Below are 22,310 nucleotides of genomic sequence, written 5' to 3' on the forward strand. Positions count from 1 at the left end.
CCGCCAACGTCTCGCCCCCCTTTGACATACAGGCAGTGATCCGCCGGGTGGGCCTGTCCTTCCGGTCCGAGGGAGGAGCCTTCACAGGCAGTCAGGCGACGTACACGGCCCGTGTCGGAGCGGACGGTTCCTTCCAATTCTCTCCGCGCCACCAGCGGGAGAACCCGAGCACCGTGGCCGCCTTCGGGGCTCCGGACAGCTCACGGCGGGCGCTGGAGCGCGAGCCGAAGCCGCTCGTCACGGGCAAGCCGCTGCGGGTGAGGACCGAGTCGATCTCCCGTGGAGGGCGCTCGCTCCTGGATACAGCACGGGCGTCGGTGCGTGAGGACGGTGCGCTGGCGCTGGAACGGGGCCCGGTGGTGGAGGTGCTGCGGAACGGCGAGGAGGGATTGGAGCAGCGCTGGGAGCTGGCCTCGAAGCCCACGGGTACGGGCGACCTGGTGGTGCGAGTGGAGCTGGCGGGCCTGGAGTACTTGGGCGTGACGGAGCAGGGGCACCACTACGTGGACCCCGAGACGGGGCTGGGGGTGCGCTACGGCAAGGCGACGTGGGTGGATGCGGAGGGAGTGAGGACCGCGGTGGAGCCCATCCGCGAGGGCGGTGCGCTGGTGATGCGCGTGCCGGCACGGGTGCTGGAGGGCTCGGCCTGGCCGGCGGTGCTGGACCCGATCATCTCCCCGGAGATCAGCCCCGACACCCCGGTGCCCGCTCCCGCCGACGGTTCGGATTCGTCTCCCACGGTCGCCTACGGCGGCGGCATCTACCTGGTGGTGTGGTCCTTCACCACCTACAACGAATACGACATCAAGGCCACGCGGGTGCGCGCCTCGGACGGTGCGGTGCTCGACGTGTCGGGTATCTTGCTGGCCTCCGGGACGAACAATCAGATCGTGCCCACCGTGGCCTCCAACGGGAGCGACTTCCTGGTGGCCTGGGTGGACAGTTCTGGCTTCGGAAGCGCCAGCATCCGGGGCGCGCGCGTGCGAGGCTCGGATGGAAAGGTGCTCGATGGCTCCGCCCTCAGCATCTCGACCGGCTCGGGCAGCCGGTTCGCGCCCTCCATCGCCTCCGACGGTGCCAACTACTTCGTGGTCTGGGACGACACGCGGTCCTACTCGTATTCCGACATCTACGGCACCCGGGTGCGAGCGTCGGATGGTGCGGTGCTCGACTCCTCGGGCATCGCCATCTCCACCGCGACCTACGGCCAGTCCAGCCCGGCCATCGCCTTCGACGGAAGCAAGTACCTGGTGGTCTGGTACGACGACCGGAGCGGAACGGCCGATATCTACGGCGCACGGGTGAGTACGAATGGTGCGGTGCTCGACTCCTCGGGCATCCCCATCTCCACGGCCACCGGCGGTCAGTACTCCCCCACCATCGCCTTCGCTGGAGGCCACTTCCTCGTCGCGTGGGACGACAATCGGAATGGCTCGTCGAGCGACGTCTATGCCGCGCGGGTGAGAGCCTCGGATGGCGTGGTCCTTGACCCCTCGGGCATCCCCATCGCGACGGGTTCCGCGAGCCAGGGTGCGGTGTCCGTCGCCACCGATGGAAACCGGTTCCTGTTGGTGTGGCAGCACTCCACGGGTTCGAGCAGCTACGACGTCCACGGCGCGCGGGTCGGGGTGGATGGAGTGGTGCTCGATACACCGGGGGCCATCCTCTTCGCGTCCGCCACGGATTACGAGCGGGTTCCGGCCGTGGCTTTCGATGGGAGCCACTTCCTGGTGGTGTGGGAGGGCTATCAATCCAGCCGCTATGACATCTACGGCGCGCGGGTGAGGCCCTCGGACCTGACGATCCTCGACACGCCGGGGAAGATGCTGTCCACCCAGGCCAACGCCGAGGGGTCGCCCTCCGTGGCCGCTGGCCGTGACAGCTACCTCGTGGTGTGGCAGGACACGCGGGACCTGAGTGGCCGCTACGACGTCTACGGCGTGCGGGTCCGGGCCTCGGACGGGACCGTGCTCGACCCCGCCGGCATCCCCATTGGCACGGCGACCAACTCCCAGGCCTCTCCCGCCGTGGCGTTCGACGGGAGCAACTTCCTGGTGGTGTGGAACGACTACCGGAACAACAGCAGCACGGGCTCGGACATCTACGGCGCACGGGTGAGGGAGTCGGACGGAGCCGTGCTCGACGCGACGGGCATCGCCATCTCCACCGCCTCGCGGGACCAGTGGCCGCCCGCGGTGACCTTCGGCGACGGGTACTACTTCGTCACGTGGCACGACTACCGCAATGGCTCGACCGCGGACGTGTATGGCGCGCGCGTGAGGGCCTCGGATGGCGTGGTCCTGGAGCCGCAGGGCATCGCCGTGACGATCGCGGCCCAGGACCAGCAGTACGTCTCCACCGCCTTCGGCGGCGGCCACTTCCTGGTGGTCTGGAGTGACTCGCGGATCAGCACGTCCAACACCAACATCTACGGCGCGCGGGTGAGTGCCTCGGATGGCGTGGTCCTCGACAGCGCGGGCATCGCCATCACCACCGCCACGGGCAACCAGTCCTTCCCGGACGTGGCGTTCGATGGGAGCAACTTCCTGACGATCTGGCAGGACCTGCGCAACACCGCGGGGGCGGACATCTACGGCGCTCGGGTCAGGCCCTCGGATGGCGTGGTGCTCGACACAACGAACCTCCCGCTCTGCACGGAGGCCAGCTACCAGGGAATGCCCGCCCTGGCCTTCGATGGAAGCACCTACCTGATGGTGTGGCGGGACAACCGCAATGGCGTGTCCCGGCTCAATGGCTCGCGGGTGAAGCCGGATGGCACCGTGCTGGATGGGACGGGGTTCCTCATCGCCGACATGACCGCGACCACGTCGAGCACGACGGTGCCCGCGGTCGCCTCATGGGGCAAGGGGCGGTTCCTCGCCGCGTATGAGCCCTACGACGCGGTGGCCCGCCAGCTGCGCGCCAAGGTGAGGCTGATCGGAGACCCCGTGAATGGCTCGAAGTGCGCGAGCGCCGAGGAGTGCACGAGCGGCTACTGCGTCGATGGAGTCTGCTGCAATACCTCCTGCGCGGATGGAACATGCGGCTCGGGAACCTGCACACCCCTCCCGCCTCCTGACATCACCTGCCCGGCGGACGTGGTGGCCGAGGCCACCAGCGCCAGTGGCGCAGTCGTCGACTATCCGGCCGCCACGGCCACGGGGTCCGCCCCGCTCTCGTTCACGTACAGCCAGGACTCCGGAACGCGGTTCGCCCTGGGCACGCACACCGTCACGGCCACCGTGAAGGATGGCCTGGGCCGCACGGACACCTGCTCCTTCACCGTCACCGTGCACGACACCACCGCGCCCGCCCCGCGATGTGGGGAGGACCTCGTGGTCGAGGCGACGAAGCCCGACGGCGCCGCCGTGAGCTACACGCAGCCCACGGCCTCGGATGCCGTCACGGCCGCCCCGAATGTGTCGGTGAGCCATGCGAGCGGTAGCCTCTTCCCGCTCGGAGTGACGCGGGTGCTCGTCACCGCGAAGGACGAGGCGGGCAACTCCGCCACCTGCTCCTTCACCATCACCGTGCGTGACACCACCGCCCCCACCCTCTCCTGCCCCACGAACGTGACGGCGGAAGCCGCGGGTCCCGAGGGCGCCACCGTCAACTACCCATCCGCCACCGCCGAGGACGCCGCGTCCTCGACGACGCTCCGCTACAGCCAGGCGGCCGGGACCCTCTTCGGCCTCGGAACCACCGACGTCACGGTCACCGCCACGGATGGGGCGAACAACACCGCCTCGTGTGTCTTCACCGTCACCGTGCGGGATTCCACGCCTCCGACCCTCGCCTGTGGCGCGAACCTCGAGGCCGAGGCGACGGGACCGGACGGAGCCAGCGTGGACTTCACGTTGCCCACCGCCACGGACGCCGTCTCCGCCACGCCGGTCCTCACGGCCAGCCACGAGCCCGGTGCGCTCTTCCCCCCAGGCGCCACGCGCGTCACCGTGAAGGCCACGGACGTGGCCGGCAACACCAGCGAGTGCTCCTTCACCGTCACCGTGCGCGACACCACCCCGCCCGAGGTGGGCTGCCCGGGCAACCTCACCGCCGAGGCCCAGGACGCCACTGGCGCCCCTGTCGTCTTCTCCGTGCCCGCGCCGCGTGACACCGTCACGCGCTCGCCCACCGTGTCGAGCAGCCACGCTCCCGGCAGCCGCTTCCCCCTGGGCACCACCGAGGTCGTCCTCTCGGCCTCGGACGAGGCGGGTAACAGCGCCTCGTGTGCCTTCACCGTCACCGTCCAGGACACCACGGCGCCCGCCCTCTCCTGCCCGGCGGACGTGGCGGTGATGACGACGAGCGCCGCCCCCCAGGGCATCCCCGTGGAGTACCCGGCCGCCACCACCTCGGACGCCGTGTCCACACCCGTGCTGAGCTACAGCCGCGCCACGGGCGAGCTTTTCACGCCGGGAGTCACTCCGGTGACGGTGACGGCCAAGGACACCGCGGGCAACAGCGCCACCTGCACCTTCCAGGTGAAGGTGGAGCAACGCATCGCGGTGCAGGTTCCGGCCGCGCAGGGATGCGGGTGCGCGGCGGGCAGCGGCACGCCGGAGGGTCTCGGCTGGGGTGCGCTGCTGCTGCTCTCCTGGGGCGTGAGCCGCCGCCGCATCGCCCCCAGGGTGTGAGCGGCGTGAAGCATTGCATCCCGCCCTCTTTTCTTGAGAGGGCGGGAGTCAGGAGGCCAGGTTGAATCCTCTCGAATCATGAGATGACGCGCGCCCGTCCTTCAGGGTGAGCGTTTCATCCGAAAGCCTTCACACGGTCACGGTATAGTCGGAAACCCGAAGAAGACAGGCGTGCATTCTTTCACACCCTGGGGTTTTTCCAGCTACCTTGTAGGTCGTGATGAAGACTCACACATCCTCTGGTCCCAAGCAGCGCACGTGGAGGGTGCTCGCCGCCCTGGTGGGAGCGCTGTCCGCCCCACCCGCGTCAGCCCGCGACGGGGTCCCGAGCCTGGACGTCAATCGCTTTCATCCCGCGCCGGGCTCCGGCCGGTTGCTCACCGTCGACCTGGCCGACGTAGGCCGCTCGCAAGAGCTGGTGTCGCAGCTCCTGCTGCACTACGCGGATCTCCCGCTGGCCTACACCTTCGGCGAGCAGGTGACGGGCAAGCTGGTGCGCGACCGCGTCACCGCCGACCTGTCGTTCGCCTATTCCCTGCTGGACAGGGTGCAGCTCAGCGTGGCCCTGCCGGTGACACTCCACCAGGCCGGCGATGTCATCAGCTACCCGGACGTGGTGACGCGTGAGCCCCGCGCGCTCCCGAGCATCTCGGGCAGCGGGGTGGAGGACCTGCGGCTGGGCCTCAAGGGGCGCTTGTGGAGCAACGAGCACTTCGGCCTGGGCGGAGTGGCCGAGGTGGTGGCCCCCACGGGCAACGCGGAAAGCTACCTGGGCTCGTCGAGCATGACGGGCTCGGCACAGCTCATCGGCCACGCCCGGTTCCAGCGGTTGACGGTGGCGCTCAACCTGGGCTGGCGGTGGGCGGCGGCCGAGCAGCAGCTGCTCAACATCCGGGCGGGCCACGGCCTGCTCTACGGCGCGGGCGTGCAGGTCGAGGTGGCGCGCCCCGCGGATGTGCCCATCTCCGTGCTCGGCGAAGTGTATGGGCTGGCCGCTCCACGGCTGGGCGATACCGTGAGCAGCCCCGCCGAGGCGATGCTGGCGGGCAAGGCGCAGGTGCGCGACTGGAGCTTCTTCCTCGGCGCGGGCTCGGGGCTCAACTCCGGCTACGGCGAGCCCCGGATCCGGGTGATGGCGGGCCTGGCCTACAGCTGGCAGTACAAGCCCGCCCCTCGGCCGCCGGCTCCGCCCGTCCTCCAGGTGACTCCGACGCAGCCGGCCATCACCGTGGAGGACCAGGACGTCCGGCTGCGCCTCTGGGAGCCGGTGTACTTCGCCTTCGCCAAGGACACCATCGACCCGGTGAGCTTCGCGCTGCTCGACGAGGTGGCCCGCTTCATCCGCGAACACCCCGAGCTGGGCCCCATCCGCGTCGATGGCCACACGGATGACGTGGGGAGCGACCAGTACAACCTGGACCTGTCGCAGCGCCGGGCCCGGGCCATTGTCGAGTACATGGGAAAGAAGGGTGTCCCCGTGGAGCGGCTGAGCCCCGTGGGCTACGGCAAGCGCTGCCCGCTGCTCTCCAACACGACCGAGGAGGGCCGTGCCACCAACCGGCGGGTGGACTTCATCCTCGTCAACCGCGAGCGCCGCCATCCCCGCCCGGGCGAGTGCCCCGAGCTGCCCTCCGCCCAGGCGCGAAAGTGAGGAGCGAGTCATGCGCAATGCCTCTTGTCTGATGATGTTGCTGCTCACCGCCGTGGCCGCTCCGGCGTCCGCCCTCGAGGACGTCAACTGCAACGGCATCGATCGTTCGGTCGAGAAGGACCCCTCGGCGGCCACGCCGCGCGACTGCATCGACTACTTCCGCAACGGCTCGTCGTGCGTCTTGAGGGAGCTCTCCCCTCGCCGCTCCTGTGATGACTATGTCGCGCCAGGTCCTGGCCAGGCGGCCACCTGCAGCAGCCAGCTCGCCGGGGACCAGGACGCGGACCGGCTCGGGGACTCGTGCGACAACTGCCCCACCCTCCTCAATGCCGACCAGCAGGATGGAGACGCGGACGGCGTCGGGGACGTCTGCGATATCTGCCCTCGGAATGCCAACGCCGACCAGCGGGACTCGGACGGAGACGGGCTGGGCGATGCGTGCGACAACTGCGCCAGCCGGGCCAATGCCGACCAGCGGGACTCGGACGGAGATGGGGTCGGAGATGCCTGTGACGTCTGCCCCGCCGTGCCCAATGCCGACCAGCGGGATTCGGATGGAGATGGGCTGGGCGATGCATGCGACAACTGCTCCAGCCGGGCCAATACCGACCAGCGGGACTCGGACGGAGACGGGCTGGGCGATACCTGCGATGTCTGCCCCTCGGCCCCCGGCACCAGCCAGCAGGACGTGGATGATGACGGGGTCGGCGATGCGTGTGATGTCTGTCCCTCGGCCCCCAACCCGGGCCAGGAGGATACGGACGGGGATGGGAGGGGGAATGCGTGTGATGTCTGCCCCAGGGCCGCTGGTACCAGCCAGGAGGACACGGATGGCGATGGGCTGGGCGATGCGTGCGACAACTGCCCGCAGGAAGCCAACCCCGATCAGGCGGAGTCACCGCTCTACCCGGGGCTGGGCGAGGTCTGCACCCCTGGCATCCGGGGTGGCGCGGGCTGCTCGTTGGGCGGAGGCGGCCTGGGCGGAATGTTGGGAGGGGGCGCGCTCGGGGTAGTGCTGGTGCTGCTCGGCATGAGCCGCCGACACAAGCGGACACGCTGAGGGCGTGACCCGAGGGCCACGGGGCGGGATACAAGTCCCGCTCATGACCGTTGCCTCCACGATGATCGTCACCATCAACCGCTTCCGGACCTCCGCCGAGGAGGCCAATCGCCTGGAGGCCTCCTTCCGGGAGCGCTCGCGCAAGGTGGACCAGTACGAGGGGTTCCTCGGGCTGGAGGTGCTGCGCTCCTTCGAGCCCGAGCCCGAGTTCCTGCTGGTGACGCGCTGGCGGGACCGCGAGTGCCTGAAGGCCTACTTCCAGTCGGAGGACTTCAAGGCCACCAAGGCGGCGAGCGCCAGACAGGACGCCACCTTCAGCATGTACGAGGTGGTGGCGCAGTGAGCAGCTTGTAGGGTCCGAACGGCTTTCTCGTATGCAACCGGGCCGGCATCCGTTAATGCGAGCCCCCCTATGGCTGAACGTCTCGCCCTCTTCGCCACCACCGCCCGCGGTACCGAGGACCTCCTGGCCGAGGAGCTGAAGGAGCTCGGCGCCCGCCGGATCCGCCAGGACCGGGGCGGGGTGCGCTTCATGGCCTCGCTCGACGAGGCGCTGATGGTGTGTCTCTGGTCGCGCATCGCCATGCGCGTGCTCTACCCGCTGGGCGAGTTCGAGGCCCGTGGCGCCGAGGGCCTGTACGACGCCGTGGCCAGCGTGCCCTGGGAGGAGCACCTCACGCCGGAGACGACCTTCGCGGTGGAGGCCACGCTCAAGGACAGCGAGCACAGCCACACGGGCTTCGTGGCGCTGAAGGTGAAGGACGCGGTGGTGGACCGGATGCGCGAGAAGGAGGGCTCACGGCCGGACGTGGACCCCCGCGACCCGGACGTGCGCGTGGTGGCCCACCTGGTGCGCGAGCGGCTGTCGCTCTCGCTGGACCTGTGCGGCGAGCCCCTGCACCGCCGGGGCTACCGGGTGCGCCCGACCCCCGCCCCGTTGAAGGAGACGCTCGCCGCGGCCCTGCTGCGCGCGGCCGGCTACACCGGTGAGGAGGCGCTGGTGGACCCGATGTGCGGCTCGGGAACCATCCTCATCGAGGGCGGCCTCATCGCCCGCCGCCGCGCCCCTGGCATCGCCCGGGACTTCGCAGTGGAGAAGTGGCCGCACCTGGGCGCGCGGGCGCGCGAGCTGCTCGAGGACCTGCGCGCGGATGCCCGCCGAAACGAGCGCAAGGTGACGGTGCCGCTGCTCGGCTTCGACAAGGACCCGGAGGCGCTCGAGGCGGCACGGCGCAACGTGAAGGCGGCGAAGCTGGCGGAGGAGATCGTCATCGAGGAGGGCGACGCGACGAAGCTCCCTCCCCTGCCCCCGGGCGGCGGGCTCCTGCTCACCAATCCCCCCTATGGAGACCGGCTGGGCTCGGGCGGGCAGAAGGGGATGAAGTCCTTCTATTTCAAGCTGGGCGACAGCCTGCGCTCGCTGCCGGGCTGGCGCGTGTTCGTGCTCTCGGGCAACCCGGCCTTCGAGAGCGCCTTCCATGCGCGGCCCCGGAGCCGGAGGGACCTGTGGAACGGCCCCATCGCGTGCACGCTGCTCGGCTACAACCGGGTGCCGGTGCGCGGGGAGGCGGAGGGCTCAGAAGCGCCGCTCGGTGTGCCGGAGAATGCGCAGGATGTTGCTCCGGTGCGTCCAGAGGATGAGGGCGAAGAGCAGGGCTGAGAGCCACGCATACTCGGGGGCACGGGCGGTGAGGGAGGCGACGACGACGGCCGTCACCCCACCGGCCAGGGAGCCGATGGAGCTGACGCGCCAGGCCGCCACGAGCCCCGCGTAGACGAGCGCCCCGGCGATCGCCGCCAGCGGCACGAGCACGGCGATCACCCCGAGCGCGGTGGCCACGCCCTTGCCTCCGTTGAGCTTGAGCCAGATGGGGTAGACGTGACCGAGGAAGGCGGCGAGCCCCACGGCCGCGTGTATCCGAGGTTCATCGGGCATGAGCCACTGCGCGAGGGCCACGGCCAGGGCGCCCTTGAGGGCATCCAGCAGCAGCACCACGGCGCCGAGCTTCTTGCCAGCCACGCGGGTGACGTTGGTGGCGCCGATGTTGCCACTGCCGATCTGACGGACGTCGACGCCACGGAACCAGCGGGTGAGCAGCACGCCGAAGGGCACGGAGCCCGCCAGGTAGCCGAGCAGGACGAAGGCGACGGCGTGCATGCGGAGGCCCCTAGGCGAGCAGGTAGGGGAACTTCGTCTTCACCACCACCCAGGCGTAGTTGGTGAGGAGGAGGAGGGCGGCGGCGATGCGGACCCAGTGCCACTCCCTGGGGGAGAGCCGCACCTGGGGGATGGGCATGGCGAAGACGAGGTGCAGCACCGTCACCACCACCATGAGGGCGAAGAAGAGGGCGGCCACCGTGCCGAGCGGGTTGGCGTCCCAGGCCCCGGCGAAGTTGAGGTGGGCCACCCGATCCGCCACGCGCGTCAGCCCGCAGCCGAAGCAGGGCCAGCCGGTCGTTTCCCGCAGGGCACAGCCCCAGAAAGGAATGATCTTCGCCACGGGGACGTAGCGGGCGATGAGCAGCCCGACGAGGCCCACGAGGCCGAGCACGTCGGTGAGACCGAAGGTGCGGTTGGGCTTGGGGAGGGTGACCTTCACGTCGGATAGTGTAACCGGGATTCCGGGCGTCTTGCCCGGACAAAGGCTTCGGGCTATCCCCTGGGGGATGAAGACCTTCCGCTCCGCCCTGCTGACGCTGTTCGCCCTCCCCCTCGTGGCGCTCGCCGAGGCCCCGGCTCCGGCCGCGGCGCAGAAGCCCGCCGCCAAGCCCGCCGTACAGGAGAACTGCCCCCACCCGGAGACGCCGGCCGATGCGAAGCCGGCCTCGGGCTGGACGCTGACGCGCGGGGAGGCGCTCAAGGGGGCTCCGGCCGTGAAGCTGACCGACCTGCTGGCGAAGCCGCAGGGCCACGATGGCAAGACGGTGCGCGTGGAGGGGCAGGTGCGCAAGGCCTGCCAGAAGAAGGGTTGCTGGATGGAGCTGGCCGAGGGCGCGAAGGGCGCCGGGGTGCGGGTGACGTTCAAGGACTACGGCTTCTTCGTGCCGCTGGACTCGGCGGGCTCGTCGGCCCGGGTGGAGGGCGTGGTGAAGGTGTCGGAGCTGAGCGAGGACATGGCGAAGCACTACGAGGCCGAGGGCGCCATCGTGCCCCGTGGCGCCGACGGCAAGCCGCGCGAGGTGCAGCTGGTGGCCACGGGCGTGGAACTGCGCCGCTGAGCGATGGCACGCAGCTTCAGCATGAGGGGCGTGATGGGCGCGGCCGACCGGGCCGTGCAGTACGCCCGGAACTGGCTCCTGGTGACCGAGCCCGGCTCCCGCGTCCATGACGTGCAGGAGGACCCGCGATTCCAGCATCGTGGGGTGGACCTGCTGTGGGAGCTGCCCTCGGGAGAGGTGCGCGGCATCGAGGTGAAGGGAGACCGGCAGCCGCGCCGTCGGCGCTACTTCTTCGAGCTGGTGTCCAACCTGGAGCGGGACACACCGGGCTGCTTCCTCTACAGCGGCGCGGATCTGCTGATGTACGTGTTCCTGGCGCAGGGGGAGCTGCACGTGTTGCCGCTGAAGGCGGTGCGCGAGTGGTTCCTGCCGAGGGCGAAGTCGTACGAGCTGCGGCACACCTTCACGCAGACGGGAGCCATCCGCTACACGACGGTGGGAGCGGTGGTGCCGGTGAAGGACGTACAGGAGGCGGTGCCGGAGGTGAAGTTCATCCCCCTTCCCCGCCGGGGACGTACGGCCGAGGAGGCACAGTCCGCCGGAGAAGAGATGCCGGGGCAGCCACCAGCACAGGAGAAACCCGAGGAAGACGTGCCCTACTGAGGGAAGACCCTCACCCTGACCCTCTCCCAGAGGGAGAGGGGACATCCACGGTGAGGAACCAGGTTGGACCCTCTCCCCCTGGGAGAGGGACGGGGTGAGGGTATGGGGAGCACTCGGGTTCCCCTCTGTGCGCCGTGACACGGGTGAGGGCACTGGAACACATCCCCTCACCCTGACCCTCTCCCGAAGGGAGAGGGACTGTGCCCTCAGTGCTGGTGCTGATGACGGCGGTGACCCGGGTGGGCCTCGTCGTGGGCCTTCTCGACGCGGGCCCGATCGTTGGCGAGCGCGGCGAGCGCGGTGCGGTCGCCGAGCTGCTTGTGGGCGTGCTCGAGGCGGGCGACCAGGTCCAGCGCGAGGTGCCAGTCCTGGGTGCGCTCGGCCTCCTCCAGGAGGGGGCGGCCCACGGCGGTGACCTTGTCGTTGGCACCGAGGTGCAGCAGACCATCCACGGCGAGCACGCGCGAGAGCGGCGAGCGCGAGCCATCCGAGGCCACCTTCTGCAGGTCCTCGAGGGCCGCGTCGCGCTCGCCCCGGGCGGCGCGGACGATGGACTTGGAGACACCGCGGCGATCCGGCAGGAGGAACTCCTCCAGGTCGGCGAAAGCGTCGGCGTGCCCGGCGTGACCGGCCTTGGCGAGCATCTCGGCGAGGTCGTCGAAGGCGCGGGCGGCGCGCTCGTCGAACACGCGCAGGGCCTCCTGCATGAAGCCGGGCTCGGGCTCGCCCTTGTCATTGACGGGCAGGCGCTTGCGCAGCTCGTTCATGCGCTCGAAGGCCGGGCCCACGGGGGCCTGCTGCGAGCCCTGGAGGAGCTGTCCCAGGGAGCCCATGAGCTGGGCAAGACCCTCGGAGAGGTCATACGGAGCGGCCCGATCCGACAGCCAGCGCCGCCACAGCTCTCCGGCGGCGGCATAGGGGAAGGGGGCGAACTGGCCAGTGCCCTTCCACTGGGGCATCCAGCCCTCGGCGATGCTACCGGGGTACTTCTTCTCGGCGAGCTGACGGAAGTCCGCCTCGCTCACCTGGACACCGTAGTGCCCGAGCGTGCCGATGATGGCCTCCGTCGAGTAGTCCTTCAGCCCCTTGCGCTGCCACGCCTTGTCCACGCGATCCGTGCTCACCGCTGCCACAAGCCTCCTGGCGCCTGGAAACGGCGCGTGCGGCCTTCTAGCAGAGAGCGGGCGGCCCGGGGCAAGGCCCGCCCGCGCCAAGCGTCAGACGTAGGGCGGAGCCACGTTGGGGACGGAGGGCCAGACGGTGGCCCGGCGTCGGCCATCCTCCACCCGGCGCGCCAGGTAGGGCTGGCAGTCGCGCTCCTGGAAGGCGCGCTTGAAGGCGGCGAAGCTCCCACCGGCCTTCCAGGCGTCCATGGCGGCCAGACCGGCCTCGGGGCCGCACTGGGCCAGCATGTACTCCACCCAGGCCCAGCGGGCCGAGGTGGGCCGCACCTCGGCGCGCCCCTTGAGGCCCTTGCGCAGCCGCTCCAGGCGGTTCTCCACCTCGCGGATGCCGGCGAAGGGGGCCCCGTCCAGGGGCGTATTGCGCTTGGCCACGAAGGGCGCGACGCCCAGGGCCACCGGAAGGATCTTCGACAGCTCCACGGTGAATCGCGCCAGCTCGTCGATGTCCGCGTCCTCCTCCAGGGGAAGACCGACGACGTTGTACACCTTGAGCTGTCGCATCCCCGCCGTCTTGGCGAAGTTCGCCGCCCGGAGGATCTGCTCCTCCGAGTGCTTGCGGTCCACCAGGTCCCGCATGCGCTGCGAGGCCCCGTCCGCGGCCACGGTGAGGTTGGTGGCGCCCCCGCGCCGCAGCTGGTCCACCAACTCCTGGGTGAGCCGATCGGCGCGCAGCGAGGACACACCCACCTCGCGGCCGGAGTCCACGAGGGTGCGCAGCAGTTCGACGATGCGCGGGTGGTCCGTCACGGCCGCGCCCACGAGGCCCACGCGCTTCGCGTGCTCGGGGATGAGCGACAGCACGCGCTCGGGCGGCACGGTGCGCATGCCGCCATTGGTGGTGCGCCGCATGACGCAGTAGTGGCAGCCGCGCGAGCAGCCGCGCTCGGGCTCGATGAGGAACATCGAGCGCAGCTCCGTGTGCGGGGTGACGATGGCCGAGCGCGCCGGCAGCCGCGCGTCCGTGGCCTTGGCGACGTGGTAGCGCTGGCCTCCCCTCCCGGCCACGCGGAAGCCAGGAACGGCCGCCAGGTGCGTGAGGAGCGCGTCCTTGTCCATGGACGCCGCCGCCTCCAGCAGGACATGGATGAGGTCCTCGGCCTCGCCCTGCACGAGCACGTCCGCGAAGGGCTCGAGCGGATCCGGATTGGAGAAGGTGAGGGGCCCACCGGCCACCACGAGCGGGTGGCGCTCGTCCCGCTCCTCCCGAAGGAGGGGAATGCCGGACAGCTCCAACATGGAGAAGAGCCCGGTCAGCTCCAGCTCATAGGCGACCGAGAAGGCCAGCATGTGGAAGCTGGAGACGGGGGCCTGCGACTCGAAGGAGAAGAGGGGCGTGCGCGTGCGGCGGTACGCCTCCACGTCATCCGGGAGGAAGGCGCGCTCGGCGGTGGCCCCCGGATGCTCATGAATCTCCCGGTACATGGCCTGGTAGCCGAGCGAGCTCATGCCCACGTGGTAGGGGCTCGGGTAGCAGAGGGCCACCCGGTAGGGCGCCTCCTTGCGGAGCGTGCCCTGCTCATCGGCCAACAAGGCCGCGACGCGTTCGACGAGTGAGTACCGACCCTCCATGCACCTTCCTGGGAAACGAGGCTGAGACAGTGATCAACCGTGCATAAACACCGCGGCCCCGCGCTGCCACTCCCGCGTGGGGGAGGAGCAACCGGGGCCGCGATTCAACCCCCGTCCGAGCCGGAGCCCGGACGGGTGGATTGCCGCCTAGCTCTTCGTCGGCTTGAAGGACGGCGGCCGACGGGCCGGCGCGCACACGCCCGCCGCGTAGATCTTCGTGCGGCCGTAGTCCTCCTCATCCACGACGACCACGTTGTTGAGCGTGGTGTCGCACTTCACGTCGAAGTCCGGGTTGAGGCCGGAGCCCTCACCGCAGTCCGCGTCCGTCTCGCAGGCGACCGTCGGCCACAGGGCCCACACCTCGTACTCCGCCTTGCAGCCCGTGCCGTCGCCGTACACCAGCGTGCCACGCAGCTGGGTGCCCGGAGCCGACGGATCCGAGTACACCTGCACGTCCTTGAAGAGGTACTCGGCCGTCTGGGCCGGCACGCGCACCTCGTCACCGAAGCCATGAGGCGGCGTGAAGACGATCTCCTTGGCCGCCACCCGGGTCTCGGTGAAGCCGTTCGCCGTGCACATGCTCTCGTCGTCCGGCTGCTCGGTGAAGGTACCGGACATGTTGGTGGCGTCGGCGGGGGTCGCGGTCCCTTGCAGGCGCGACTCCTCGTGCGTGGTCAGCACCGGCTTGCCGTTCGGGTAGAAGGCCGCCGTGTCGTCGTCGTTCGAGTCCTGGATGGGGTACACGAACGTGGTGAGCGAGGCCTGTCCGTTGGGGCGGATGGCCAACTTGGACCCCATGCTCTGGGCCTTCTGCTCGGCCGTGGCGTTGGGGTTGATGTACTTGAAGACGCCGAGTTGCTCACCCGTCAGCTTGCCGCAGGACGTGGTCGCCTGCGCCTGGTCCTTCAGGGTGTACTTGGCCGTCCAGTCCGTGGCGTCCTGGACGATGCAACCAGCCGACGGCTGCTCGAGGTTGCAGCCGGAGATCATGCCGGCCGCGCCCAGCACGGCCACTGCAGTAGAAATACGCTTGGTCATGTTTCTCGAATCCAATTCCGGCTGGAGTTCCTAGAAGGTGTACTTGATGCCGAAGCGGATCTGCCGCGGCGTCTGGTACTGGGTCGGCTTCTTGAAGTTCTTGTTGAGGTCGTCGTCGGTGAGGGTGCCCTCATCCTGGAGCGTGTCCTCGTTGATCTTGGTGACATGCTCCGGCTTGAGGTTATCGGGCGTCACGCTCTTGTCGGTGACCGGCCGCACGCTGGCGAACGTGTAGTTGTTGTCCAGCAGCGTGGCCTCCTGGAAGTTGAAGATGTTGAACACGTCCAGGGTCACGGACACCACGTTGGACTTCGTCACGCGGTAGTTCACACCGACGTTGGAGTCGATGTTGTGCACCCACGGGGAGCGGCCCGCCGTGCCACGCTGGAGGATGAAGGCCTCGCTGGTGCCGTAGGTCGGGTGCGCGCCGATGTAGCTGACGGGCGAACCGGAGTTGCCGCGGTACGACAGACCGATGCTCGCGGTCAGGTCCTTGGAGAAGTTGAACTCCTTGGCGCCGAACACCTTCACCGAGTGGGTGCGGTCGTACGGCAGCAGGCCCTCACGGTTCACCAGCAGCGAGCGCAGGTCGAAGTCCGACAGGATGTTCGGATCCAACTGCTCGTTCTCCGGACGGAACAGACCGGGGTAGTTACCGAACAGCTTCGACCAGGTGTAGCTGGCCTGCGCCAGCCAGCCATCGGCGAAGGTGCGGTTGAGGAACACCGTCACCGCGTCGTAGTTGCGCGTCGCCTTGGGGAACGCCGAGGCGAAGCCCTGGCCCGGGTTGCCCAGGAAGTACGTGTTGCCGTCATCGTTGCTCATGTCCTCGATGACCGAGTTCATGTTGCGGTGCGTGTAGGACGCACCGGCGCGGATGTTGGCGAACAGCTCGTACTCGGCACCGACGAGGTACTCATCCGAGGACTGCGCCTGGATGTTGGGGTCCACCGGCTCCTTGTCCGACTTGCCGCCGCTGAACCTGAAGCTCGGATCCAGGCCGTAGTCGTCCTTGGTCTGGAGGACCGTGGAGTCCTGCACGCACTGGTCGTGGCCCGCCGGCGTGTCGAGGATGGCCGGATCGCACGCGCCCACACCCGCCTTGCGGCTCGCCTGGTAGCGGCTCTCGGAGGGGAAGTTGCGGTCCAGCAGGTTGATGGGCACCTGCTCGTAGTAGCGCGCGAAGTTGGCGAACACCTTCATGCGGCCATTGGCGAGCGGGTCGACGATCACACCCACGCGCGGGGAGACCTGGTTGCCCAGCACGAAGGCCAGGTTGCGGTCACCGCCGTACAACCACTGGGTGTCGTAGCGCACGCCCACGTTCAGCGTCACGCGGCTGGCGATCGTCCAGCTGTCCTGGAGGAAGCCACCGGCGGTGGTGCTGGTGGACAGCGACTGCTGGGTGGGGGTCCCGAACGCGGTGTCCGGACCGGTCTGGTAGCCGTAGCGGCGGTAGTCCTGCCAGGAGCCGCCGGTGAGCGACTCGCGCAGACGCACGCCACCGGGGAACGCCTTGAGCTGATCGTAGCTCAGCAGCTCCACGTCCGCGCCGGCCTTGAGCACGTGGTTGCCGAGCAGGCTCAGCAGGTACGTACCCTTGGTGTTCACCTGCACGCGGTCCAGCTTGCCATCCGAGATGGCGGAGTAGCCGCCCGCGGTGTAGTTGAACGCCGGGCAGGCCACCGAGCCCGGAACGGTGTCGGCGGCGCCCTCGTTGCAGAGCGCGTCGATGTTGTCGTAGCGCTCGAAGTAGCCGATGGAGCGCGGGGCGCGGTAGGTGATCTCCGACAGAGCGGCCAGGCCCGTGGGGTCACCCGGGCGGCTGCCGTCGGACGGCAGGGTGGCGGCCGTCTGGTGGAACCAGCCGACGTTCGCGTCCAGCAGGAACTTCTTGTCCGCGAAGGCGCCCGCGTACTTGAGGGCGAGGGCCGTGGTACCCGAGATCTCCTGGATGGTGCCGAAGCTTTCGGGCTTGCCGTTGAGGCGCGTCGGGAGCCGGCCCGTCTGCGGGTCGATGGCCAGCGCGCGGGCGCTACCACCACCCGAGACGCTCGGCGTGCCCGTGACGGACAGCGACACGTTGTGGTCCTGGTTGAGCAGGTACGTCAGCTTGCCCATGTACTGCAGGGAGCGGGCCGTCCCCAGGTAGTCGCGCGAGGAGCCCGGGATGGGCTCGGTCATCGTGAGACCCGTCACCGGATCCGTGCGGGGCACCGCCACCTGGGACACCTCACCCGTGTCCGGGTCCGTCTGCGTGACCACGTCCGTGAGGATGCGGTTGACGCCGCGGGTGTGGGTGTAGCGGCTGAACGACGGCGACACGCCGGCGAAGAACCACAGCTTGTCCTTGATGATCGGACCGCCGAGGGTGGCGCCCACGTCACCCAGCACATCCAGCGCGCTGACGCCGGTGACCACCGAGCCATCGTTCACCACCGTCGCGGGCGTGCCACCCAGGGGGCCCGGAGTGACGCTGCCGAAGATGGTACCGTGGAACTCGTTGGAGCCGGACTTCGTCACCGCGTTGATGACACCGCCGGTGGAGCGGCCGTACTCCGGCATGTAGCCGCCGGTGATGATGTTGACGTCCTGGACGAACTCGACGCTCAGCGGGCTGGCGTTGATGCCGAAGGCCGGGTCGTTCGTGGACAGGCCGTCCACCACGTACCCGTTCTCGGGAGACGTGGTGCCGTTGATGGACACGCCGTACGAGTCGTTCTGCGCGCCAGGGGCCAGCTCGGCCAGGCTGTCGAACGAGCGCGCCGCTCCGCCCTTGCCGCCAGGACGGTTCACCGCGATGCGCTTGATGAACTCCTGATCCACGTTGACGCCCGTGCTCGTCGAGCCGACGTCGATGGTGGGCGGCCGGGCGGTGACCTCGATCACCTCCGAGAAGTTCTCCGGCAGCAGCTCCACGTTCACGCGGATGGTGCGGTCCAGACGCAGCTGCACCTCCGAGCGCGAGAAGGGCTTGAAGGACTCCTTGTCGAACCGCAGCGTGTACACACCGGGCGGCAGCTGGGGAATACGGTACTGGCCCTGAGCGTCCGTCACCACCACCTGCTCTCCCTGCAGGTTGGGCGAGGTGGCCGTGATGACGACATCACCGACCGGCTTCTTCGAATCGGCACTGACAACCTGACCGACGATCACGCTATCGGCATAGGCCGCGGTCCCGTACGAAAGACCGGCGACCACGACCACTCCGGTTGCCCGGAGCATTCGTTTCACTTGCATGCTGGGAACCCCTCCAAGGTGGGCTTTTGCTGCAACTAAAATGGTCGAGGAAAATATCGGAGGTCCACCACTTGTCAATATGCCGTTGCTTTTTGGTGACTACTGGGGCATTGCGCGATCACGCAGGTGAACCTCCAGGGTGGGGTCACTTGCACCCGGCCAGGGTTTTTGTAATGTAGCGCGCCTTTTGCGATCCTGGCGGGACTGTGGTGGGTCTCCATTAGGAGTAGAGGAGCGTAGCGCATGTTCGACTCTGTCCTTGACCGTGGGCAAGGCCCCAAGTCTCGCGTCGGCGTGGGCGCCGTCATTTCGGTCGTCCTGCACGTGGGGCTGTTCGCCGCGGCACTCTGGCTCTCCACCCGTCCTGCCAAGCAGGAGGAGAAGGAAGTGGAGGTGACGTTCAAGCAGGCCATGGCGCCGCCGATGGCGGCCGCGCCCCCGCCTCCCCCGCCGCCTCCTCCGGCCAAGAAGAAGAACTCCACCAAGAAGCCGGTGGTGAAGAAGCCGGACGTGATCGTGCAGCCCAAGGAGATCCCCCAGGAGAAGCCGCCCGAGGTGGAGCCGGATCCGAACGCCGCGGAGGAGGAGGCCAGTGAGGAGGAGGTCGAGGGAGGCGTCGAAGGCGGTGTCGAGGGCGGTGTGATCGGCGGCGTGGTCGGTGGCGTGGTTGGCGGAGTGCTGGGCGGTCAGCTGGGCGGCACGGGAACGGACGTGCTGCCGTTCGGCGCGGGAATGACTCGCCCCGAGAAGCTTTCTGGTCCGCAGCCTCAGTATACTCGCGAGGCTCTCGAGGCCCGCGTGCAGGGCCTGATGATCGTCAAGTGCGTCATCACCACGGAGGGCAAGATCGAGCGGTGCCGCATCATCAAGCCCCTGCCGCACATGGAGCAGGCCGTCCTGGACGCCCTGTACGCCGCGCGCTACCAGCCCGTGACGTTCCAGGGACGCCCGGTGCAGGTCGACTACACCTTCAACATCCGTTTGAGCCTGCCCCGCTGAGGGACGGGCTCCCCGCCTAGTCGTCATTGCCGTATTCCACCCGCGCTCGAGGAGGAGCGCTTCCCCCGACCATGCAATTCACGCTTACCGATATCTGGCACCACACGGGCCTCTTCGCCCGCTGCATCATCTTCGCTCTGGCGATCATGTCCGTCGCGTCGCTGGTCGTGATGGCGGAGCGCGTCATCGTGTTCCGCAAGACCCGCAAGGACTCGCGCAACTTCGCCGCCAAGATGGGCGCCATCCTGGCCAAGGGCGATCTGCAGCAGGCCGCCAACACCAACATGGGCAAGGAGATCGGCCACCTGGGCCGCGTCATCGGCTCGGGCCTGACGGCGTACCGGATCAGCCCGTCCGACAAGGACGTGGCGGTGGAGTCCGTGTCGCGCGCCCTCGAGCGTCAGGCGCAGCGTGAGGTGCAGAGCCTCAAGCGCGGCCTGGGCATCCTGGCCACGGTGGGCTCCACGGCCCCGTTCGTGGGTCTGCTCGGCACCACGATGGGTATCGTGAACGCCTTCCAGCTCATGGCGCAGGCGGGCTCGGGCGGTCTGGGCACCATCTCGGCTGGTATCGCCGAGGCGCTCATCACCACCGCCTTCGGACTGCTGGTGGCCATCCCCGCCGTTATGGCCTACAACTTCCTGTCCGGCTGGGTGGACTCGCGCGCGGTGGACATCTCCGAGTCCTCCAACGAGTTCCTGGACGTGGTGGCGCGCAACCTGGGTGGTGGCGCGCACACCCCGCAGCAGGGTTAGTCCATCCGAGAAGCCCGCCTCCTCGTGCGTCGGGTCCCCGTGAAGACGGGGACCCCACGTGGGGCGGGCACGCTCTTTTCCTGCAACAGGTGCACGCATGGGAATGTCCGTAGGTGGCTCCCAAGGGGGCCCGAAGAGCGACATCAACGTCACGCCGCTGGTGGACGTGGTGCTGGTGCTCCTCATTATCTTCATGGTCGTCACGCCCATGCTCCAGCGTGGCAAGTCCGTGAGCCTGCCCAAGGCCGCCAAGGTGGAGGACTCGGAGAAACAAGGGAATGATCCGGATCCGGTCATCCTCTCCGTCACCACGGACAAGAAGATGTTCCTGGAGCAGGACGAGCTCGACGCGGCCGGCCTCGAGGGCAAGCTGCGCGAGACGCTCGCCTACCTCCCCAACAAGAAGATCCTTCTCAAGGGTGACAGCGCCCTCACCGTGGGCGACGTGCGCCAGGTGATGGAGATCACCCGCAAGGCCAAGGCCAAGAAGATCTTCCTCGGCGTCGAGGAGCTGAAGAAATAGCCATGGCCAAGACGCGCAAGTGGGTCAAGCCCGCGACCCCACCCAACTCGGAGATCAACGTCACGCCGCTGGTGGACGTGGTGCTGGTGCTCCTCATCATCTTCATGGTCGTCACGCCGCTCCTCGAGAAGGACATCGAGGTGCGCATTCCGGAGACGGAAGACGTGCCCGTGGAGCAGATGCCCCAGGACAACAACCAGCTCATCGTCAAGCTGGACGCCAACGGCACCTACTCCATCAACACGGATCCGGTCACCCCGGAGGAGTACGTCAACAAGCTCAAGCGCATGCTGGCCGCCAAGACGAAGGAGGACCGCATCGTCTTCTTCGTGGCGGACGACAAGGCGAACTACGGCAAGCTGGTGGCCGCTTTCGACGGCGCCAAGCAGGCCGGCGCCTTCGTGCTGGGCATGGCCACCGAGGACATCCCGGCGGCTCCGGCGGGTGACCCGGGCGCCGCTCCGGCGGGCGATCCCGCGCCCGCTCCGGCTCCTTAGTCTCAGCGTGATTCACAACCAGGGGCTCGTCGGCTAGAGTGTAAAATTCTCATGGCCGACGAGCTCCTCGTCTTCGAGCAGACCATCGAAGCAGTCTTCGTACGCGCGCTGCACGGGCGCCTCCCGCCCGGGTGCAAGGTGCGCCTGCGCCAGGCGGGGTTGGATCTCGACCAGAAGCTCCGCCCCGCCTACCCCTTCGACTCGTGGATGGCGTTCCTCCGCATCACGGCGGAGGAGCTCTACCCGGGCGAACCGCTGGATGAGGGTGCCTTCAAGATTGGCGAGGCCTGCATCGACGGCTTCCGCGAGACGATGCTCGGCCGGGCCGTGCTCTCGCTGCTGCGCGTGCTGGGCCCCAAGCGGGCGCTGATGCGAGCCACGCAGAACTTCCGGGCGGGCAACAACTACACCGAGTCACGCCTCAAGGAGCTGGGCCCGCGCCAGTTCGAGCTGTGGATGAACGAGGTCGGCTCGCTGCCCACGTTCACCGCGGGCATCATCCACGCGGGCCTGCGGACGGCCGGCGCGGAGAGCATCCGCGTCGACCTGTCCGGCTACAACGGTCACGCCTGCACCTACTGCATCAGCTGGAGCGAGGCCTCCGTCTCCTCGGGCGTGGCCGGCAGGGGCGACTCCAAGGCCGCCACCAGGTCCGGGTCCATCAGCTCCCTGTAGATGAACTCGGCGATGAGCCCCGTCACCATCCAGATGGGCAGGATGTAGAGCGACGTCATCTCCCAGAGGATGGCGCCGCTGTCCGCGTAGTACCAGATGCGGTAGCCCGTCAGCTTCTCCAGGAAGACCCCGCTGAGGCCCTCGAAGACGAGGATGGCGAGGCCGTAGAGCACCGCGCGCAGCAGCGTGGGCTGGCGGAAGGTGCGACGGTAGATGGCCTCGATGAAGTAGAAGCAGGCCACGCCGTAGATGAGGAACATCCACAGCGAACACTGGCCGTACGCCGTGACGACGGGCGTGTCCCAGATGTCGTTGAGGCCCAGCCGGTCATCCACCCGCCACTGGAAGCGGAAGAGCATCTCGAGCAGCGGTACGTGCCGGGCGATGCGGACCAGGTTGTAGAAGAAGATCTCCGACGACAGGCCCACCATTCCGTAGAGGCAGAAGCGGAAGATGGCGAACGTCAGCTTGAGCCGGGCATTGCGCTTCAGGTCTGCGCGGCGGACGTGAACGGAGCGGGAAGAGCTATCCGAGGTCGGGGCCGAGGCGGTGTGTTCCATGGCACACCAGAGTACCTGAATTCCACGCTGGCTGTCCCCTTCCCTTCCTACGGTACGAGCGCTGCTCCCGGGATAGAGCCGCTCCGCCCCCTGGGACGTG

19 protein-coding genes are annotated in these 22,310 nt (G+C 68.6%); 12 read left to right on the forward strand and 7 right to left on the reverse strand.

Translation table 11 applies throughout. The features are described 5' to 3' along the window. Positions 1–35: 35 nt before the first annotated feature. The 5 genes from JRI60_RS54740 to JRI60_RS40260 all read left to right on the forward strand — a co-directional run bounded on the left by JRI60_RS54740 (position 36) and on the right by JRI60_RS40260 (position 9,008). Complete coding sequence (locus tag JRI60_RS54740) at positions 36–4,637, forward strand: HYR domain-containing protein (RefSeq protein ID WP_204221313.1); 4,602 nt, start codon at positions 36–38, stop codon at positions 4,635–4,637. 220 nt (positions 4,638–4,857) lie between these two features. Beyond that, positions 4,858–6,288 (forward strand): OmpA family protein, encoded by a 1,431-nt coding sequence (locus JRI60_RS40245; RefSeq protein ID WP_204221314.1) that lies wholly within the window; start codon positions 4,858–4,860, stop codon positions 6,286–6,288. A gap of 10 nt (positions 6,289–6,298) precedes the next feature. Continuing rightward, a complete protein-coding gene (locus JRI60_RS40250; RefSeq protein ID WP_204221315.1) occupies positions 6,299–7,348 on the forward strand; it encodes a thrombospondin type 3 repeat-containing protein in 1,050 nt (349 codons plus the stop codon). A 43-nt stretch (positions 7,349–7,391) separates the two neighbouring features. Continuing rightward, complete coding sequence (locus JRI60_RS40255; RefSeq protein WP_239470009.1) at positions 7,392–7,691, forward strand: antibiotic biosynthesis monooxygenase family protein; 300 nt, start codon at positions 7,392–7,394, stop codon at positions 7,689–7,691. 69 nt (positions 7,692–7,760) lie between these two features. Continuing rightward, a complete protein-coding gene (locus JRI60_RS40260) occupies positions 7,761–9,008 on the forward strand; it encodes a THUMP domain-containing class I SAM-dependent RNA methyltransferase (protein ID WP_204221316.1) in 1,248 nt (415 codons plus the stop codon). On the opposite strand, the gene plsY is transcribed toward JRI60_RS40260, so the two are convergent. Continuing rightward, on the reverse strand, positions 8,925–9,506 hold the full coding sequence (plsY, locus tag JRI60_RS40265; RefSeq protein WP_204221317.1) for a glycerol-3-phosphate 1-O-acyltransferase PlsY: 582 nt from the start codon (positions 9,504–9,506) through the stop codon (positions 8,925–8,927). The two genes, JRI60_RS40260 and plsY, sit on opposite strands and share 84 nt — an antisense overlap. Positions 9,507–9,516: 10 nt before the next feature. Continuing rightward, positions 9,517–9,948: a DUF2752 domain-containing protein gene (locus JRI60_RS40270; protein WP_204221318.1), complete on the reverse strand. Its 432-nt coding sequence runs from the start codon at positions 9,946–9,948 to the stop codon at positions 9,517–9,519. Positions 9,949–10,015: 67 nt separating this feature from the next. Here JRI60_RS40270 and JRI60_RS40275 point away from each other — a divergent pair, with 67 nt between their 5' ends. Both JRI60_RS40275 and JRI60_RS40280 read left to right on the forward strand, forming a co-directional pair. Then, entirely contained in the window at positions 10,016–10,567 is a 552-nt protein-coding gene (locus tag JRI60_RS40275; RefSeq protein WP_204221319.1) for a DUF4920 domain-containing protein, read from the forward strand. 3 nt (positions 10,568–10,570) lie between these two features. Continuing rightward, positions 10,571–11,170: a hypothetical protein gene (locus tag JRI60_RS40280; protein WP_239470010.1), complete on the forward strand. Its 600-nt coding sequence runs from the start codon at positions 10,571–10,573 to the stop codon at positions 11,168–11,170. Positions 11,171–11,376: 206 nt separating this feature from the next. Here JRI60_RS40280 and JRI60_RS40285 read toward each other — a convergent pair whose 3' ends face one another. The 4 genes from JRI60_RS40285 to JRI60_RS40300 form a co-directional block, all read right to left on the reverse strand. Continuing rightward, positions 11,377–12,294 (reverse strand): hypothetical protein, encoded by a 918-nt coding sequence (locus tag JRI60_RS40285; RefSeq protein WP_204221320.1) that lies wholly within the window; start codon positions 12,292–12,294, stop codon positions 11,377–11,379. A 93-nt stretch (positions 12,295–12,387) separates the two neighbouring features. Beyond that, on the reverse strand, positions 12,388–13,923 hold the full coding sequence (locus JRI60_RS40290) for a radical SAM protein (protein WP_204221321.1): 1,536 nt from the start codon (positions 13,921–13,923) through the stop codon (positions 12,388–12,390). A gap of 147 nt (positions 13,924–14,070) precedes the next feature. Further along, entirely contained in the window at positions 14,071–14,961 is an 891-nt protein-coding gene (locus JRI60_RS40295) for a hypothetical protein (protein WP_204221322.1), read from the reverse strand. Between the two features lie 30 nt (positions 14,962–14,991). After that, positions 14,992–18,201: a TonB-dependent receptor domain-containing protein gene (locus JRI60_RS40300; protein ID WP_204221323.1), complete on the reverse strand. Its 3,210-nt coding sequence runs from the start codon at positions 18,199–18,201 to the stop codon at positions 14,992–14,994. 243 nt (positions 18,202–18,444) lie between these two features. Between JRI60_RS40300 and JRI60_RS40305 the strand changes: the two genes are divergently transcribed. The 5 genes from JRI60_RS40305 to JRI60_RS40325 all read left to right on the forward strand — a co-directional run bounded on the left by JRI60_RS40305 (position 18,445) and on the right by JRI60_RS40325 (position 21,650). After that, entirely contained in the window at positions 18,445–19,200 is a 756-nt protein-coding gene (locus tag JRI60_RS40305; protein WP_204221324.1) for an energy transducer TonB, read from the forward strand. Positions 19,201–19,271: 71 nt separating this feature from the next. Next, on the forward strand, positions 19,272–19,955 hold the full coding sequence (locus tag JRI60_RS40310; RefSeq protein ID WP_204221325.1) for a MotA/TolQ/ExbB proton channel family protein: 684 nt from the start codon (positions 19,272–19,274) through the stop codon (positions 19,953–19,955). Positions 19,956–20,052: 97 nt separating this feature from the next. After that, positions 20,053–20,478, forward strand: a complete 426-nt coding sequence (locus JRI60_RS40315) for an ExbD/TolR family protein (protein ID WP_204221326.1) — start codon at positions 20,053–20,055, stop codon at positions 20,476–20,478. Continuing rightward, positions 20,475–20,975 (forward strand): ExbD/TolR family protein, encoded by a 501-nt coding sequence (locus tag JRI60_RS40320; protein WP_204229297.1) that lies wholly within the window; start codon positions 20,475–20,477, stop codon positions 20,973–20,975. The genes JRI60_RS40315 and JRI60_RS40320 overlap by 4 nt, the downstream gene beginning before the upstream one ends. Before the next feature lie 51 nt (positions 20,976–21,026). After that, complete coding sequence (locus tag JRI60_RS40325; protein WP_204221327.1) at positions 21,027–21,650, forward strand: DUF2378 family protein; 624 nt, start codon at positions 21,027–21,029, stop codon at positions 21,648–21,650. On the opposite strand, the gene JRI60_RS40330 is transcribed toward JRI60_RS40325, so the two are convergent. Continuing rightward, positions 21,551–22,210, reverse strand: a complete 660-nt coding sequence (locus tag JRI60_RS40330; protein ID WP_204221328.1) for a hypothetical protein — start codon at positions 22,208–22,210, stop codon at positions 21,551–21,553. The two genes, JRI60_RS40325 and JRI60_RS40330, sit on opposite strands and share 100 nt — an antisense overlap. Between the last annotated feature and the right edge of the window lie 100 nt (positions 22,211–22,310).

The sequence above is a fragment of the Archangium violaceum genome (genome assembly GCF_016887565.1).
Taxonomy (GTDB): Bacteria; Myxococcota; Myxococcia; order Myxococcales; family Myxococcaceae; genus Archangium; species Archangium violaceum_B.

Excerpts from the sequence above, each read along its gene's own strand:
- JRI60_RS40310 (WP_204221325.1), top strand. The coding sequence starts at position 19,272 with ATGCAATTCACGCTTACCGATATCTGGCACCACACGGGCCTCTTCGCC.
- JRI60_RS40295 (WP_204221322.1), bottom strand. The coding sequence starts at position 14,961 with ATGACCAAGCGTATTTCTACTGCAGTGGCCGTGCTGGGCGCGGCCGGC.
- JRI60_RS40330 (WP_204221328.1), bottom strand. The coding sequence starts at position 22,210 with ATGGAACACACCGCCTCGGCCCCGACCTCGGATAGCTCTTCCCGCTCC.
- JRI60_RS40260 (WP_204221316.1), top strand. The coding sequence starts at position 7,761 with ATGGCTGAACGTCTCGCCCTCTTCGCCACCACCGCCCGCGGTACCGAG.
- JRI60_RS40255 (WP_239470009.1), top strand. The coding sequence starts at position 7,392 with ATGACCGTTGCCTCCACGATGATCGTCACCATCAACCGCTTCCGGACC.
- JRI60_RS40290 (WP_204221321.1), bottom strand. The coding sequence starts at position 13,923 with ATGGAGGGTCGGTACTCACTCGTCGAACGCGTCGCGGCCTTGTTGGCC.
- JRI60_RS40250 (WP_204221315.1), top strand. The coding sequence starts at position 6,299 with ATGCGCAATGCCTCTTGTCTGATGATGTTGCTGCTCACCGCCGTGGCC.
- plsY (WP_204221317.1), bottom strand. The coding sequence starts at position 9,506 with ATGCACGCCGTCGCCTTCGTCCTGCTCGGCTACCTGGCGGGCTCCGTG.
- JRI60_RS40300 (WP_204221323.1), bottom strand. The coding sequence starts at position 18,201 with ATGCAAGTGAAACGAATGCTCCGGGCAACCGGAGTGGTCGTGGTCGCC.
- JRI60_RS40315 (WP_204221326.1), top strand. The coding sequence starts at position 20,053 with ATGGGAATGTCCGTAGGTGGCTCCCAAGGGGGCCCGAAGAGCGACATC.
- JRI60_RS40245 (WP_204221314.1), top strand. The coding sequence starts at position 4,858 with ATGAAGACTCACACATCCTCTGGTCCCAAGCAGCGCACGTGGAGGGTG.
- JRI60_RS40325 (WP_204221327.1), top strand. The coding sequence starts at position 21,027 with ATGGCCGACGAGCTCCTCGTCTTCGAGCAGACCATCGAAGCAGTCTTC.
- JRI60_RS40305 (WP_204221324.1), top strand. The coding sequence starts at position 18,445 with ATGTTCGACTCTGTCCTTGACCGTGGGCAAGGCCCCAAGTCTCGCGTC.
- JRI60_RS40275 (WP_204221319.1), top strand. The coding sequence starts at position 10,016 with ATGAAGACCTTCCGCTCCGCCCTGCTGACGCTGTTCGCCCTCCCCCTC.
- JRI60_RS40280 (WP_239470010.1), top strand. The coding sequence starts at position 10,571 with ATGGCACGCAGCTTCAGCATGAGGGGCGTGATGGGCGCGGCCGACCGG.